Source organism: Pseudomonas sp. 22085 (assembly GCF_052045815.1).
Classification (GTDB): domain Bacteria; phylum Pseudomonadota; class Gammaproteobacteria; order Pseudomonadales; family Pseudomonadaceae; genus Aquipseudomonas; species Aquipseudomonas glycinae.
Genome location: NZ_JBQEQA010000005.1, coordinates 162,538 through 177,794, shown reverse-complemented (window position 1 = coordinate 177,794; position 15,257 = coordinate 162,538). Strand labels below are relative to the sequence as shown.

Here is a 15,257-nt window from a genome sequence, read left to right as displayed (position 1 = left end):
CACCTCAAGGGGTTGGAAAATGGCTGAAATGATCGGACTCAGCAAAGGCAAGCCTCCTGTTGTGAGCGGGCAGCGAACCGCCGGTTTAACTTGAATGAACGTTCAAGTTAAACATGGATAGTACGCTCAGGACTAATCGCAGGGCTCAGCGGTACCTTTCGTACGCTAGCTCAAGAGGGGTTATGACGCTGTGGCGAGGATGATCGTTCCCAACTGATCGTTCCCACGCTCTGCGTGGGAATGCCGCCCTTGACGCTCCGCGTCATATTGCGGGCCACTCTGTATTTCGGGGGGAGTTCGGAACGCGGAGCGTCCCTGTAGGCGTTCCCACGCAGGAGCGTGGGAACGATCAGGTGTAAGCGTTACTTCTGCGTCCCGTCATCATGCTGCAGATTGGCCTGGGTCAGGTTGCACCCGGCGGGTACGCTGCGGGTCAGCCACACGTTGCCACCGATGGTCGAGCCCTTGCCAATGGTAATCCGTCCCAGGATTGTCGCCCCGGCGTAGATCACTACGTCGTCTTCGACGATCGGATGGCGTGGATGGCCCTTCTGCAGCTGGCCGTCCTCATCCGCCGGGAAGCGTTTGGCGCCGAGGGTCACCGCCTGATAAATCCTGACGCGCTCGCCGATGATCGCGGTCTCGCCGATCACCACGCCCGTCCCGTGGTCGATGAAGAAACTGCGGCCGATCTGCGCACCGGGGTGAATATCGATGCCGGTCGCCGAGTGGGCGATTTCCGAGCTGATCCGCGCCAGCAGCGGCAGGCCTGCACGATACAAATGGTGGGCCAGACGATGGTGAATCACCGCCAGAATCCCCGGATAGCACAGCAGCACTTCATCGACGCTGCGCGCCGCCGGGTCGCCGTGGTAGGCGGCCAGTACATCGGTGTCGAGCAGGCTGCGCAGGCCCGGCAGTGCGAGGGCGAAATCCTGGATGATCCGGATGGCTTCGGCCTCGACTTCAGTGTCGGCCTGGGCGCTGTGACGGGCGACGTAACGCAGTTCGAGTCGTGCCTGAGCCAGCAATGCATTCAACGCAACGTCGAGGGTGTGACCGACATAGAAATCCTCGCTCTCTTCACGCAGATCCACCGGTCCCAGTCGCATCGGAAACAGTGCGCCGCACAGGGCTTCAAGGATCTGCGCCATCGCATCACGGGACGGCAATTCACGCCCGCCCTGCTCGCCGGACGCGCGCCCGTTTTGCGCACGCCACTGATCCCGCGCAGTACGCAGCTGGCTGACGATGGTCTGCAATTGCCAATGGCTGGAACGCTCGCTCACGGTAAAGACTCCTCACGGGCGGCCGGACTGTCTGGCCGCGTCAACGGCGACTACTTTACGGCAACCCCACCGGGGCGAATTAAGAACCGATAGTGCTGGGTTAAGCACATTTGGCTATAAGCGATTGGCGGTTGCCCCGGTAAATCGGCGTGCCTATAGTCCTGACATCTCCTTGCATCAGTACGGAACCATGTCCACACAACCGATCAAACAACAGCTGCAACGCTTCAACCGCCTCGACCTGCTCGGCCAACCGACCCCACTGGAAAAACTCGAGCGCCTGTCCACCTGGCTCGGCCGCGATGTCTACATCAAACGCGATGACCTGACGCCTTTGGCCATGGGCGGCAACAAGCTGCGCAAGCTCGAATACCTCGCCGCCGATGCCATCGCCCAAGGGGCCGATACCCTGATCACCGCCGGTGCACTGCAATCGAACCACGTTCGCCAGACCGCCGCGCTGGCCGCGAAACTGGGCCTGGGTTGCGTGGCGCTGCTGGAAAATCCGCTGGGCACCGATGACAGCAACTACACCGGCAACGGCAACCGCCTGCTGCTGGACCTGTTCGACACCAAGGTCGAGCTGGTCGACAACCTCGACAACGCCGACGAACAACTGGCCGCCCTCGCCGTGCGCCTGCGCAGCAACGGCAAGAAGCCGTATCTGGTGCCGATCGGTGGCTCCAACGCCATCGGTGCGCTGGGTTATGTGCGCGCCGGTCTGGAGCTGGCAGAACAGATCAAGGACACCGGCCTGCAATTCTCCGCCGTCGTTTTGGCCTCTGGCAGCGCCGGTACTCACAGCGGTCTGGCGCTGGCCCTGAGCGAAGCCCTGCCACAACTGCCGGTGATTGGCGTGACGGTGTCGCGCAGCGAAGAAGATCAGCGCCCGAAAGTCCAGGGCCTCGCCGAACGCACCGCCGACCTGCTGGGTGTGGCGCTGCCGGACAGCTTCAAGGTCGAGTTGTGGGACGAATACTTCGGCCCGCGCTATGGTGAGCCGAATGCCGGGACGCTGTCGGCGGTGAAGCTGCTGGCCAGCCAGGACGCCGTGTTGCTCGATCCGGTCTACACCGGCAAGGCCATGGCCGGACTGCTCGACGGCATCGGTCGCGGGCGTTTCGACGACGGCCCGATCATCTTCCTGCACACCGGCGGCGCCCCGGCGTTGTTTGCGTACAAGGATTTTCTCTGACGCGCTCGCTCCCACGCTCTGCGTGGGAACACAGCCCGGAATACGAAAAACGCATATTCCGCAGATGAATAACAAATGGAAAATTCATTATTTTCCATTCTAAAAGAACCACCCTATAGTCTCGCCGCAGGCGAATTTCGCGAGAGACGCATAAGCTGCTTTAAGGCAGGATAGCGCTGTCGTCCAATTCCCGGATTCGCCAACTTTCCTTAAGCGTCTTCCATAAGAAAACACAGGGGCTTGTCATGATTCTTTCCGCACTACGTCGAAATCTGCTGGTAGGTTCGCTGGGCCTGGCACTGAGCGCCGGTCTGCTGGGGCAGGCGGTTGCCGGTGAGCAACTGCAACAGATCAAGGACAAAGGCGTTATCAACGTCGGCCTGGAAGGCACTTACCCACCGTTCAGCTTCGTCGATGCCGACGGCAAGCTGTCGGGTTTCGAAGTCGAGCTGTCCGAAGCCCTGGCCAAGAAGCTGGGCGTGAAGGCCAAGATTCAGCCGACCAAATGGGACGGCATCCTCGCGGCCCTGGAATCCAAGCGTCTGGACGTGGTGGTCAATCAGGTGACCATCTCCGAAGAGCGTAAGAAGAAGTACGACTTCTCCGAGCCGTACACCGTTTCAGGGATTCAGGCACTGGTACTGAAAGACAAGGCAGCCGCGCTGAACATCAAATCCGCCGCCGACCTGTCCGGCAAGAAAGTCGGCGTCGGTCTGGGCACCAACTATGAACAGTGGGTCCGCGCCAACGTGCCGGGTGCCGACGTTCGCACCTACGACGATGATCCGACCAAGTTCGCCGACCTGAACAACGGACGTACCGACGCGATCCTGATCGACCGACTGGCTGCACTGGAATACGCCCAGAAAGCGCCAAAAACCGTCGCTGCCGGTGAAGCCTTCTCCCGTCAGGAAGCGGGTATTGCCCTGCGCAAAGGCGAACCCGAACTGCTGGCCGCCGTGAACAAGGCCCTCGACGAACTGCGTGCCGACGGCACCCTTGAGAAGCTGTCCAAGAAATACTTCAACGCTGACGTCACCCAATAATGGAAGAAGCTTTCCAACTCGCTCTGGACTCCGCGCCCTTCCTGTTGAAGGGCGCGTACTACACGGTAATCCTCAGCCTCGGCGGCATGTTTTTCGGCCTGCTGCTGGGCTTTGGCCTGGCGTTGATGCGCCTGTCGCGTTTCAAGTCGGTCAGCTGGCTGGCCCGCATCTACGTGTCGTTCTTTCGCGGCACGCCGTTGCTGGTGCAACTGTTCGTGATCTATTACGGCTTGCCGCAATTGGGCATGGAACTCGACCCGCTCCCGGCGGCGCTGATCGGCTTCTCGCTGAACATGGCCGCCTACGCCTGTGAAATCCTGCGTGCCGCGATCGGTTCGATCGAACGCGGCCAGTGGGAAGCCGCTGCGAGCATCGGCATGACCCGTGCGCAGACCCTGCGCCGGGCCATCCTGCCGCAGGCGATGCGCACGGCGTTGCCGCCGCTGGGCAACAGCTTCATTTCGCTGGTCAAGGACACCGCACTGGCCGCCACCATTCAGGTGCCGGAGCTGTTCCGTCAGGCGCAGCTGATTACCGCCCGGACTTTCGAAGTCTTCACCATGTATCTTGCCGCCGCGCTGATCTACTGGATTCTGGCCACGGTGCTGTCGCACTTCCAGAACAAGTTGGAAGAGCGGGTCAATCGGCACGACCAGGAGTCCTGACCCCATGATTGTCGTGGAAAAACTGACAAAGCAGTTCAAGGGTCAAGTCGTGCTCAACGGCATTGATCTGGAGGTGAAGGAAGGCGAGGTCGTGGCAATCATCGGGCCCAGCGGCTCGGGCAAGACCACGTTCCTGCGCTGCCTGAACTTCCTCGAGGAACCCACCAGCGGCCGGATCAAGGTCGGCGAGATCGAGATCGATACCAGTCGCCCGCTGAACCAGCAGCAGAGCCTGGTGCGCAACCTGCGCCAGCATGTGGGCTTCGTGTTCCAGAACTTCAACCTGTTCCCCCACCGCACCGCCCTGGAAAACGTCATCGAAGGCCCGATCGTGGTCAAGAAGACGCCTCGCGATGCAGCCATTGCCCTGGGCAAGAAGCTGCTGGCCAAGGTCGGCCTGGCGGGCAAGGAAGACGCCTACCCACGGCGCCTGTCCGGTGGCCAGCAACAGCGCGTGGCGATTGCCCGGGCGCTGGCGATGGAGCCGGAAGTGATCCTGTTCGACGAGCCGACCTCGGCCCTCGATCCGGAGCTGGTAGGTGAAGTGCTGGCGACCATCCGCGGCCTCGCCGAGGAGAAACGCACCATGGTGATCGTCACCCACGAAATGGCGTTCGCCCGTGACGTGGCCAACCGCGTGGTGTTTTTCGATAAAGGCGTGATCGTCGAACAAGGTGAAGCGAAAGCGTTGTTTGCCAATCCGAAAGAAGAACGCACTCGACAGTTCCTCAGCAAGTTCAGAAACAACGGCTGATCCGCAAACTTTCCTGAATACAAACTTCCATGGATGGAAGTTATGTTTAAACATTCCACAACACCAACTCAATCAAACAATTGCGCTACTTATCCATGTCCTGCAACACACTGGGCATGATTGAATTGCGCCCTCTCACTCGTCTTCCTTTGCGCAGTTCAATAGCCGCCACAGCCGGTAAAGCCTGGAAAAAACGTGGCTTAATTCGCCGTTCCAGATAGGTAGAGTGCCTTATCGACGTAGGAGCATTCTGATAAATCCGTAATTCTGCAATTAACTAACGCCATCCATTGACATGCCTTTCAGTGAACTTTTATCTAGTCACTCATCGCAAGCCGCTACATCACAAAGACCCAATAACGATTGGCCGAAAGTACTGGTTTTTATTACCGGGCAATTCTGGCCATTTGAACTTTCAGAAACGGATTTCGCTGCAAGGCTTCAAGGAGAGGATTTCATGACCCGCACTTCGCTTATCCCCGAACTGACCGCGCCGAGCGTGGCGCCCTCGCAAAACAACGGCATCAATCTCGCAGCAGCGGCGCATCTGCTGGTCGATGTGCCGCCCTACCCGGACATGGACACCGGCGACCTGATCGAACTGTTCTGGAACAACTGCTATGTCGCCTCTCACCTGCTGACAGCGCAAGACCTCGCAGCCCCGGTGAGTCTGCGGGTGCCCGAGAGCTTTATCGTCAGCGGCTCATCACGTATTCACTACCGGGTCATGCGGGTGGGTCACGGGCCATCGCTGTCGGCGGCGGCGCGCGTCACGGTGAAACTCGACTGCCCCGGCGGGCAGCCCCCCGCGGTGTGTGGTGACGAAAACCAGCAACTGGCCCCTGTGACCCTGCCCGAGACCATTCGCCGTCAGGGGGTCAACGCGAACCAGATCAAGCGTGGCGTACCACTGACCATCGAGCCGTACCTGAACATGGCTGAAGGCGATGCCATCACCCTGCGCTGGGGCGATGTGCGGATGGACCTGGCGCGCATCACCCCGGCCGATGTCGGCCAGCCGATTCAGGTCTGGGTGCCGCCGGCGATCATCACCGAGGCCGGCGAAGACCTGCGGCTGGATGTGACCTACTGCATCCTCGACCGGGTCGGCAACAACTCGCGCTGGGCGCCGCCGCGAACGCTGAAGATCGGTTGTGTGAATCCCTACCTCAAGGTGCCGCTCAAGGAAACGCCGAAGGCAGCAGAGCCGCAAAAAAAATGAGCATCGACGGCCGGTGAGGGACGACTTCCCTCGCCGCCGCACGCTTAACCAGACGGACCACGCCCCCTTCTATACATATTCCTAAAAGTTAGTTTATTTAAATTTTATACGCGCTTAGGGTATATGAACCGGACCACCGGACATTCTTTCGTTCGCCGCACTTTTGCGGCGTTTTTCATGAGATGTGAGGTAGGTAACATGGTCCGGAACACAATCACCCCAGTGCAGATCGCCAGGGCATTGCGTGCAGCCAGGGAGCGGCACTGATGTCCAGTCTGGCAGACGCAAACGTCCAGAGTGACCTGGACATCGCCCCGTTGTTGTTGCCCGCGCAAGTGCTGCGCAACGACGCTCAAGCCATCAAGGCCGCCCACGAGCTGGCGCAAGTCGCTCGCGTGCAGGCCGCCAGACGCGATCGCCAGCGCAAGCTGCCGTGGTCGGAAATCGAACAGTTCACCCGCAGCGGCCTCGGCAGCATCGCGATTCCGCGCGAGTACGGTGGCCCGCAGGTTTCCTTCGTGACCCTGGCCGAAGTGTTCGCGATCATTTCCGCAGCCGACCCGGCATTGGGGCAGATCCCGCAGAACCAGTTCGGCATCATCAACCTGATCCTCGGCAGCGCCACCGAACAGCAGAAAAAACTGCTGTTGCAGAGCGTTCTGGAAGGCTGGCGCATCGGAAACGCCGGGCCCGAACGCGGCACCAAGGACACCCTGGAATTGAAAGCGCGCATCACCGCCGACGGCGATGACTACGTGATCAATGGCCAGAAGTTCTACTCCACCGGCGCCCTGTTCGCCCACTGGGTCGCGGTCAAGGCGCTGAACGATGACGGTAAACAGGTTTTGGCCTTCGTCCGTCGGGGCACGCCGGGCCTGCGCATCGTCGATGACTGGTCCGGTTTCGGCCAGCGCACCACCGCCAGTGGCACGATCCTGTTGAACAACGTGCGGGTCGACGCCGGCCTCGTGGTGGACAACTGGAAAATCAACGAAAAGCCCAACACCCAGGGCGCGGTTTCGCAGCTGATTCAGGCAGCGATCGACGCCGGTATCGCCCGTGGCGCCATCGATGACGCCATCGAATTCGTCAAGACTCGCGCGCGGCCGTGGATCGACGCCAACGTCGAACGGGCCAGCGATGACCTCTACGTGATTGCCGACATCGGCAAACTGAAAATCGAACTGCACGCCGCCGAAGCGCTGCTGCGCAAGGCCGGGCAAGTGCTGGATCAGGTGCACGCCGCACCGCTGACTGCCGAGTCCGCCGCCCGCGCCTCGATTGCCGTGGCCGAAGCCAAGGTGCTGACCACCGAGATCTCGCTGCTGGCCAGCGAAAAACTCTTCGAACTGGCCGGCAGCCGCGCGACCCTCGCCGAATTCAACCTCGACCGTCACTGGCGCAACGCCCGGGTGCACACCCTGCACGACCCGGTGCGCTGGAAGTACCACGCGGTCGGCGCTTATCGCCTCAACGGCAAGTTGCCGGCTCGCCATTCCTGGATCTGACGACCCGAACACTTTTGACCAGATCTCTGGAGAAATACATGACTTTTTCCCATCCCGTCGCGCTCATCACCAGCGACGAGCAAGCCCTGATCGTCGCCAGCGACCTGGCCGAAGATTTCCAGCGCGACAGCAACCTGCGCGACCGCGAACGCCGGCTGCCGCTGCCGGAGCTCGACGTGTTTTCCCGCTCCGGCCTGTGGGGCATCAGCGTGCCCAAGGAGTACGGTGGCGCCGGCGTATCCAACGTGACCCTGGCCAAAGTCATCGCGCTGATCGCCCGGGCTGACGGCTCGCTGGGGCAGATTCCACAGAACCATTTCTATGCCCTGGAAGTGCTTCGGGTGAACGGCAGCCACGAGCAGAAACAACGCCTGTACGCCGAAGTCCTCGCCGGCCAGCGCTTCGGCAATGCCTTGGCAGAACTGGGCACCAAGACCGCCCATGACCGTGTCACCAGCCTCAAGCGCGACGGCAGCGGTTATCGCATCAACGGCCGCAAGTTCTATGCGACCGGCGCCATTTACGCCCAACGCATTCCAACGTCCGTGGTCGATGAAAACGGCGTGCAGCAACTGGCGTTCGTCCCGCGCGACAGCAAAGGCCTGACCGTGATCGACGACTGGAGCGGCTTCGGTCAGCGCACCACTGGCAGCGGTTCGGTGGTGTTCGAAGACGTGTACGTCACTGCCGAAGATGTCATTCCGTTCCAGAGCGCTTTCGAGCGCCCGACCCCGGTCGGCCCGCTGGCGCAGATCCTTCACGCCGCCATCGACACCGGTATCGCCCGCGCCGCCTACGAAGATGCGCTGCACTTCGTGCGCAGCAAAACCCGGCCGTGGATCGATTCGGGTAACGACAAGGCCACCGAAGACCCGCTGACCCTCAAGAGCTTTGGCCACTTGAGCATTCGCCTGCACGCCACCGAAGCCCTGCTCGAACGTGCCGGCGAATTCCTCGACGCCGCCCAGGCCGAGACCAACGCCGAGACGGTTGCAGCGGCCTCGATTGCGGTCGCCGAAGCACGGGCGATCAGCACCGAAATCTCTCTGGCCGCCGGCAGCACGCTGTTCGAACTGGCCGGCAGCCAGGCCACCCTGATCGAACACGGCCTAGACCGTCACTGGCGCAACGCCCGGGTTCACACCCTGCACGACCCGGTGCGCTGGAAGTACCACGCGGTGGGCAATTACTACCTCAACGATGAAAACCCGCCGCTGCGAGGGACCATCTGATGAGCAAGAAAAAGATCCTGCTCAATGCGTTCAACATGAACTGCATCGGCCACATCAACCACGGGTTGTGGACCCATCCCCGCGACACCTCAACCCAGTACAAGACAATCGAATACTGGACCGAACTGGCACAGTTGCTGGAGCGCGGGCTGTTCGACGGGCTGTTCATCGCCGACATCGTCGGCGTGTACGACGTCTATCAGAACTCGGTGGACGTCACCCTGAAAGAGTCGATTCAGCTGCCGGTCAACGATCCGTTGCTGCTGGTATCGGCCATGTCTGCGGTGACCAAAAACCTCGGTTTCGGCCTGACCGCCAACCTCACCTACGAGCCGCCGTATCTGTTCGCCCGGCGCATGTCGACCCTCGATCACCTGAGCCGTGGACGGGTGGGCTGGAACATCGTCACCGGCTATCTGGACAGCGCCGCCAAGGCGATGGGCCTCAGTGAACAGGTCGAGCACGACCGGCGTTACGACCAGGCCGACGAGTACCTCGAAGTGCTCTACAAACTCTGGGAAGGCAGCTGGGAAAACGGTGCGGTGCTCAACGATCCGCAGCGGCGGATCTACGCGCAGCCGGACAAGGTGCACAAGGTCGAACACAAGGGCGAGTTCTATCAGGTCGAGGGTTATCACCTGTGCGAACCGTCGCCGCAGCGCACGCCGGTGCTGTTCCAGGCTGGCAGTTCGGATCGCGGTCTGCTGTTCGCCGGGCGTCATGCCGAGTGCGTGTTCATCAGTGGCCAGAACAAACCGTCAACCAAAGTGCAGGTGGACAAGGTCCGTGCCAGCGCCGTCGAAGCCGGGCGCAATCCCGAGGACATCAAGGTGTTCATGGGCCTCAACGTGATCGTCGGCGAGACCGAGGAAGCGGCCTGGGCCAAGCACGCCGAATACCTGAGCTACGCCAGCGCCGAAGCGGGCGTGGCGCATTTTTCGGCCTCCACCGGGATCGATTTTTCCCAGTACGAAATCGACGAGCCGATCCAGTACGTGAAGAGCAACGCGATCCAGTCCGCCACCAAGAACTTGCAGAACAACGACTGGACCCGCCGCAAATTACTCGACCAGCACGCCCTCGGCGGGCGCTACATCACCGTGGTCGGCTCGCCGCAACAAGTGGCGGATGAACTGGAATCGTGGATCGCCGAAACCGGCCTCGACGGCTTCAACCTGACCCGCATCGTCACCCCGGAAAGCTATGTGGATTTCATCGACCTGGTGATTCCGGAACTGCAACGGCGCGGCTCGTACAAGACCGCGTACGACAGCGGCAGCCTGCGGGAAAAACTGTTTCACGGCGAAGCGCATTTGCCGCAGCAACACACCGGCGCCCACTACCGACACTAACCCTTGCACTGATCGTTCCCACGTCGAGGCGTCGAACCGTCCGCGTGGGAATGCAGCCTGGGACGCTCTGCGTCCCAACAGCGGACGCAGAGCGTCCATTGAGGCGCGCTCCCACGCGGAGCGTGGGAGCGATCAGGCTAAATTAACTGACTGGAAAACCACCATGACCAAGAAGCTCCTGTCCCACCCAGTCAAAGCACTGGCCCTGGCCTTCGGCCTGTTCAGCTCGGCTGTTTTCGCCGCCGATGCCCCGTTGAAAATCGGCACTACCGCAGCCTTCGCGATTCCGCTGGAAGCCGCCGTCGAAGAGGCCTCCAAACAAGGCCTGAAAGTCGAGCTGGTGGAATTCACCGACTGGATCGCGCCGAACGTCAGCCTCGCCGCCGGTGACATCGACGTGAACTACTTCCAGCACATTCCGTTCCTGGAAAACGCCAAGGCCGCCTCCGGTTTCGACCTGGTGCCGTTCGCCCCGGGCATCATCAACAACGTCGGCCTGTACTCGAAGAAATACAAAAGCTTCGACGAACTGCCGGAAGGCGCCAGCGTCGCCATCGCCAACGACCCGATCAACAGCGGACGCGGCCTGCAACTGCTGGCCAAGGCCGGTCTGATCACCCTCAAGCCGGGCGTCGGTTACAAGGCCACCGAAGACGATATCGTCGCCAATCCGAAGAAGATCAAGATCCTCCAGGTCGAAGCCGTGCAACTGGTGCGCGCCTACGATGACGCCGATCTGGTCCAGGGCTACCCGGCCTACATTCGTCTGGCAAAGACCTTCGATGCCGGCTCCGCGCTGCTGTTCGACGGCCTCGACCACAAGGAATACGTGATCCAGTTCGTGATCCAGCCGAAGAGCAAAACCGACCCGCGCCTGATCAAGTTCGTCGACATTTACCAACACTCGCCAGCCGTTCGCGCGGCGCTGGATAAGGCCCACGGCAAGCTGTACCAGGCCGGTTGGGAAAGCTGAGGATGACCGCGGCCATCCAACGGCGACTGGATCTTCCAGAGCCACCCGCGCTTGCGGAGCGCACCGAACTGCATCCGGAACTGAACCGCGCTCATGTGCGTTTCGTCGGGCTCGGCAAAACCTACGACGGCAAACAAGGCCCGGTCGCCGCCCTGCAAGGCATCGACCTGGCGATCCAGCGCGGTGAAGTGTTCGGCATCATCGGCCGCAGCGGCGCCGGCAAGTCGTCGCTGATTCGCACCATCAACCGCCTCGAACAACCGACCTCGGGCCGGGTGCTGATCGATCAGGTGGACATCGGCGAATACGACGAGGACCGCCTCGTCGCCCTGCGACGGCGGATCGGCATGATCTTCCAGCACTTCAACCTGATGTCGGCGAAAACGGTGTGGCAAAACGTCGAACTGCCGCTGAAAGTCGCCGGCGTCCCGAAGGAACAGAGGGAGAACAAGGTTCGCGAACTGCTTGAGCTGGTGGGCCTGCAAGCCAAGCACAAGGCGTATCCGGCGCAGCTGTCCGGCGGGCAGAAACAGCGGGTCGGCATCGCCCGCGCGCTGGTGCATGACCCGGATATTTTGCTGTGTGATGAAGCCACCTCGGCCCTCGATCCGGAAACCACTCAATCGATCCTCGGCCTGCTGCGCGAGATCAACAGACGCCTGGGCCTGACCATCGTGCTGATCACCCACGAGATGGCGGTGATCCGGGAAATCTGCGACCGCGTCGTCGTGCTCGAACACGGCCGCATCGTCGAGCAGGGCCCGGTCTGGGAAGTGTTCGGCAACCCGCAGCACGAAGTCAGCCAGACCTTGCTCGCACCGTTGCAACACGCCTTGCCCGAAGAATTACAAAGCCGTTTGCAGGCACAACCGTCCTCGCCCGATGCGTCAGTTGTGCTGCGTTTGCAGTTCACTGGCAACCAACAGGACGAACCGGATCTGGCCGCGCTGTTCGCCGCGCTCGGTGGCCGGGTGAAATTGCTCCAGGGCGGCGTGGAACGGATTCAGGGCCACGCGCTTGGGCAATTGCTGCTGGCGGTGGCGGGCTCAAAGCTGAACGCCGAGCAATTGCGTGAGCGAGCCAGCCAATGGGCACAACGCACGGAGGTGCTGGGTTATGTGGTTTGATCGCTTGCTGCAGGGTTTCATCGACACGTTTCTGATGGTCGGCGTGTCCTCGCTGATCGCATTGCTGGCGGGTATTCCGATGGCGGTGATTCTGGTCACCAGCGACAAGGGCGGGATCTACGAAGCGCCGGTTCTTAACCGTGCGCTGGGTGCCTTCGTGAACCTGTTTCGTTCGATCCCGTTCCTGATTCTGATGGTCGCGCTGATCCCGTTCACCCGGCTGATCGTCGGCACCACCTACGGCGTGTGGGCGGCCGTCGTACCGCTGACCATCGCGGCCACACCGTTCTTTGCGCGAATCGCCGAGGTGAGTCTGCGTGAAGTCGACTACGGCCTGATCGAGGCCGCGCAAGCCATGGGCTGCCGGCGCTGGCACATCGTCTGGCACGTGCTGTTGCCCGAGGCCCTGCCGGGGATTGTGGGCGGGTTCACCATCACCCTGGTGACGATGATCAACTCATCGGCCATGGCCGGAGCGATTGGCGCCGGCGGTCTGGGTGACATCGCCTATCGCTACGGCTATCAGCGCTTCGACAGCCAGATCATGCTGACCGTCATCGTACTGTTGGTGGCGCTGGTAGCGCTGATTCAGCTGGGTGGAGATCGTCTGGCACGGGGGCTGAACAAGCGCTGAGATCGTCAACGGTTCAACAGGCTTTCAAGCAGCTGGCTGTCTGCGATTCTGGCCAGATGCAGAGCCTGCAGACTCGTGGCGGCGTAGATAATGCTGTCGGCATTGCTTGAGGCTAGCGATGTCCGAACGGTCGAGTGGGCATTGAACAGGTCGACAGCCGTCTGGACATCCAGCTTCTCTGCCAGTCCCAGAGCCTCTCTGACTCCGGCGGTGAAACGGCTGTGGTCGCTCGTGAACCCATCCAGGTATGCCACCGTCATGCCGCCCTGCATGATGACTTCCGAAACACCGCGCTCGGCCATGTCGTAAACCGGCACCGGACGACTTAGGGCATTTCCCATGCGCGCGTCCAGATAAAAGAAATCCAGCGCGCCTGGCCCAACGCTCTTGAACCGGTTGACCCTGTTCGTGTGCAGCATTTCATGACCCAGAACGGCGGCAAAATCCCCGGTCTGCAGGTGATTGAGACTGATGAATAAACGGCCATGAAAATCGAACTGGTACATCCACGCCCGGCGATCCTGGTCAAACGCCACACCCACGAACTTTTCCATCCCCCATGGCCCCTGATACTCCTTTGACAGCGCCTCGCCTCGCGACAGGCAATCGGCGAACTTCGCCTTGATCAGCGCATGCTGCCTGCCGAAAAATCCCTTAAAAATATCTGCGACCTCGGCGTAGTTCGCCGCGAGCCCATTGCGAGCATCGGAAAATATCTGGTGCGTGGCGTGCAACTCGGTTCGCAGGGCGGCTGCGTGCCGGGGTTCAAACTGACTCAGTCCACGGGCAACGATCGTCACGGTGAGAGAGGTTTGACGCTCGAACCGGTCATCCCGGCCTTCATACAGTCGGCCCTGCGCAGCTGTTGCATCCCTGCCGATTGAAGGCTTGAGGCCGATAAGCTCGGAATCGGATCGGGCGCTCATGGCGTTGCCGATGTCAGCCAGAATCGACAGTTGTTCGGTTTTCCAGAGCTTCGTCCGCTGATCAAGAACAAGTCTCGGCCCCGAGGCGGACTGTTCCGACGGGAGCGTCGCACGGTATTCACCTGTTACGACGTCCTGCCGGACCTGCACGATTTCACCCGCAGCGATATCGACAAACTCGCGGCCCTTGAAACGCCTGATGCCCTGGGTATCGGCAGCCGGGAGGCCACGCGGCAGTCTGAGGTGATACTTTTCAAGCGAAATCACTACGGACCGGATAGAAGTATTTTCCGCCAGGGGCATCCCGGTAATCGTGACCGCGGCGTCAGCAGAAACCGGCATCGCCGGATCTTTTTCCAGCGCTGGAGAGGTTCGCGCAACCTTGATTGCCGGGGCCTCGATGGAAAGGGTATCGCCAGGCCTTGTACGGGGCCGCGTGGCATCCGGTGCAAAACGGGCAGGTGATGGCGTGACGTGGGGCTTGCGACCGATGACCATAGGAAATCCTGTTTCTGAAGAGGTCGCCCGAGACAGGGCGGCATCGCGACAATCATCTGTCGCACAGGCGTTATTTCATCCGTTTCGCGATTGCTCAGTGCGGTACAGGGTTATTGCCTGCGCACCCGCCTGAACCTGTATGGCGTATATTCACCAAACCCGAATGCCACCGCAGTCCGACCATGAAACAGACCCCCACCGATCTTGAGCAGATCACTTCGACCACCCTCGGCCACTACAACGCGGTGGCCGAAGATTTTCGTGAAGGCACCCGCGATCACGATGTCAGCCAGAACATCGACGCCCTGTTGCGGCACATCCAGGGTACGGCGCCGTTTTCCATCCTCGATTTCGGCTGCGGGCCGGGGCGGGACTTACAGACATTGACCCGGATGGGACACGTCGCCGTCGGCCTCGACGGTGCGGAAAAATTCGCGCAGATGGCTCGCGAGGACAGTGGTTGCGAGGTGTGGTGTCAGGACTTTCTGAAGCTGGATCTGCCGGACGAACGCTTCGACGGGATCTTCGCCAACGCAGTGCTGTTTCATGTGCCGTTGCAGGAATTGCCTCGGGTCTTGAAGCAACTGCACGGGACATTGAAACCGGGCGGCGTGCTGTTCAGTTCCAATCCGCGTGGGGATAACCGTGAGGGCTGGAACGGGCCGCGTTATGGCTCGTATCACGATCTGGAGGCCTGGCGCGGATTGTTGACCGCTGCCGGGTTCGTGGAACTTGAGCATTATTACCGGCCGGCGGGGCTGCCGCGTGAGCAGCAGCCCTGGCTGGCGAGTGTCTGGCGCAAAGCCGTGTAGTTGGCGATGAACGCAAGGCGCTCG

14 protein-coding genes are annotated in these 15,257 nt (G+C 61.1%); 12 read left to right on the top strand and 2 right to left on the bottom strand.

Annotation, left to right across the window (positions count from 1 at the left end; genetic code table 11):
- Positions 1-362 precede the first annotated feature (362 nt).
- Positions 363-1,289, bottom strand: coding sequence for a serine O-acetyltransferase EpsC (gene epsC, locus ACTJK7_RS07595; protein WP_064382732.1), 927 nt, complete (start codon positions 1,287-1,289; stop codon positions 363-365).
- 190 nt (positions 1,290-1,479) lie between these two features.
- On the opposite strand from epsC, the gene ACTJK7_RS07590 reads away from it, so the two are divergent.
- The 11 genes from ACTJK7_RS07590 (at position 1,480) to ACTJK7_RS07540 (ending at position 12,997) form a co-directional block, all read left to right on the top strand.
- On the top strand, positions 1,480-2,484 hold the full coding sequence (locus ACTJK7_RS07590; RefSeq protein ID WP_011331949.1) for a D-cysteine desulfhydrase: 1,005 nt from the start codon (positions 1,480-1,482) through the stop codon (positions 2,482-2,484).
- A gap of 245 nt (positions 2,485-2,729) precedes the next feature.
- Complete coding sequence (gene tcyJ, locus ACTJK7_RS07585; protein ID WP_011331948.1) at positions 2,730-3,530, top strand: cystine ABC transporter substrate-binding protein; 801 nt, start codon at positions 2,730-2,732, stop codon at positions 3,528-3,530.
- The gene (gene tcyL, locus ACTJK7_RS07580; RefSeq protein WP_011331947.1) at positions 3,530-4,195 is read left to right on the top strand and encodes a cystine ABC transporter permease; all 666 of its coding nucleotides are present in this window, start codon (positions 3,530-3,532) and stop codon (positions 4,193-4,195) included. Before tcyJ ends, tcyL begins: the two co-directional genes overlap by 1 nt.
- Before the next feature lie 4 nt (positions 4,196-4,199).
- Positions 4,200-4,949 (top strand): L-cystine ABC transporter ATP-binding protein TcyN, encoded by a 750-nt coding sequence (tcyN, locus tag ACTJK7_RS07575; protein WP_064382730.1) that lies wholly within the window; start codon positions 4,200-4,202, stop codon positions 4,947-4,949.
- A 457-nt stretch (positions 4,950-5,406) separates the two neighbouring features.
- Positions 5,407-6,171, top strand: coding sequence for a hypothetical protein (locus tag ACTJK7_RS07570; RefSeq protein WP_064382729.1), 765 nt, complete (start codon positions 5,407-5,409; stop codon positions 6,169-6,171).
- Positions 6,172-6,437: 266 nt separating this feature from the next.
- A complete protein-coding gene (locus ACTJK7_RS07565) occupies positions 6,438-7,679 on the top strand; it encodes an SfnB family sulfur acquisition oxidoreductase (protein ID WP_108559076.1) in 1,242 nt (413 codons plus the stop codon).
- 38 nt (positions 7,680-7,717) lie between these two features.
- The gene (locus ACTJK7_RS07560) at positions 7,718-8,911 is read left to right on the top strand and encodes an SfnB family sulfur acquisition oxidoreductase (protein WP_108559074.1); all 1,194 of its coding nucleotides are present in this window, start codon (positions 7,718-7,720) and stop codon (positions 8,909-8,911) included.
- Positions 8,911-10,263, top strand: a complete 1,353-nt coding sequence (locus ACTJK7_RS07555) for an LLM class flavin-dependent oxidoreductase (RefSeq protein WP_108559072.1) — start codon at positions 8,911-8,913, stop codon at positions 10,261-10,263. Before ACTJK7_RS07560 ends, ACTJK7_RS07555 begins: the two co-directional genes overlap by 1 nt.
- A gap of 163 nt (positions 10,264-10,426) precedes the next feature.
- Entirely contained in the window at positions 10,427-11,236 is an 810-nt protein-coding gene (locus ACTJK7_RS07550; RefSeq protein ID WP_007952748.1) for a MetQ/NlpA family ABC transporter substrate-binding protein, read from the top strand.
- Positions 11,237-11,238: 2 nt separating this feature from the next.
- Complete coding sequence (locus ACTJK7_RS07545; protein WP_108559070.1) at positions 11,239-12,363, top strand: methionine ABC transporter ATP-binding protein; 1,125 nt, start codon at positions 11,239-11,241, stop codon at positions 12,361-12,363.
- Entirely contained in the window at positions 12,353-12,997 is a 645-nt protein-coding gene (locus ACTJK7_RS07540; RefSeq protein WP_007952752.1) for a methionine ABC transporter permease, read from the top strand. Before ACTJK7_RS07545 ends, ACTJK7_RS07540 begins: the two co-directional genes overlap by 11 nt.
- Positions 12,998-13,002: 5 nt before the next feature.
- Here ACTJK7_RS07540 and ACTJK7_RS07535 read toward each other — a convergent pair whose 3' ends face one another.
- Positions 13,003-14,421, bottom strand: coding sequence for a hypothetical protein (locus tag ACTJK7_RS07535; protein WP_440780471.1), 1,419 nt, complete (start codon positions 14,419-14,421; stop codon positions 13,003-13,005).
- Between the two features lie 182 nt (positions 14,422-14,603).
- Here ACTJK7_RS07535 and ACTJK7_RS07530 point away from each other — a divergent pair, with 182 nt between their 5' ends.
- Positions 14,604-15,233 carry a class I SAM-dependent methyltransferase gene (locus ACTJK7_RS07530; RefSeq protein ID WP_108559066.1) on the top strand — a complete coding sequence of 210 codons (630 nt, stop codon included), beginning with the start codon at positions 14,604-14,606 and terminating at the stop codon, positions 15,231-15,233.
- Positions 15,234-15,257 lie beyond the last annotated feature (24 nt).

Coding starts and splice junctions, on each gene's coding strand:
- ACTJK7_RS07590 (WP_011331949.1), top strand. CDS start 1,480: ATGTCCACACAACCGATCAAACAACAGCTGCAACGCTTCAACCGCCTC.
- ACTJK7_RS07550 (WP_007952748.1), top strand. CDS start 10,427: ATGACCAAGAAGCTCCTGTCCCACCCAGTCAAAGCACTGGCCCTGGCC.
- tcyL (WP_011331947.1), top strand. CDS start 3,530: ATGGAAGAAGCTTTCCAACTCGCTCTGGACTCCGCGCCCTTCCTGTTG.
- ACTJK7_RS07560 (WP_108559074.1), top strand. CDS start 7,718: ATGACTTTTTCCCATCCCGTCGCGCTCATCACCAGCGACGAGCAAGCC.
- ACTJK7_RS07555 (WP_108559072.1), top strand. CDS start 8,911: ATGAGCAAGAAAAAGATCCTGCTCAATGCGTTCAACATGAACTGCATC.
- ACTJK7_RS07535 (WP_440780471.1), bottom strand. CDS start 14,421: ATGGTCATCGGTCGCAAGCCCCACGTCACGCCATCACCTGCCCGTTTT.
- ACTJK7_RS07530 (WP_108559066.1), top strand. CDS start 14,604: ATGAAACAGACCCCCACCGATCTTGAGCAGATCACTTCGACCACCCTC.
- ACTJK7_RS07570 (WP_064382729.1), top strand. CDS start 5,407: ATGACCCGCACTTCGCTTATCCCCGAACTGACCGCGCCGAGCGTGGCG.
- ACTJK7_RS07565 (WP_108559076.1), top strand. CDS start 6,438: ATGTCCAGTCTGGCAGACGCAAACGTCCAGAGTGACCTGGACATCGCC.
- ACTJK7_RS07545 (WP_108559070.1), top strand. CDS start 11,239: ATGACCGCGGCCATCCAACGGCGACTGGATCTTCCAGAGCCACCCGCG.
- tcyN (WP_064382730.1), top strand. CDS start 4,200: ATGATTGTCGTGGAAAAACTGACAAAGCAGTTCAAGGGTCAAGTCGTG.
- tcyJ (WP_011331948.1), top strand. CDS start 2,730: ATGATTCTTTCCGCACTACGTCGAAATCTGCTGGTAGGTTCGCTGGGC.
- ACTJK7_RS07540 (WP_007952752.1), top strand. CDS start 12,353: ATGTGGTTTGATCGCTTGCTGCAGGGTTTCATCGACACGTTTCTGATG.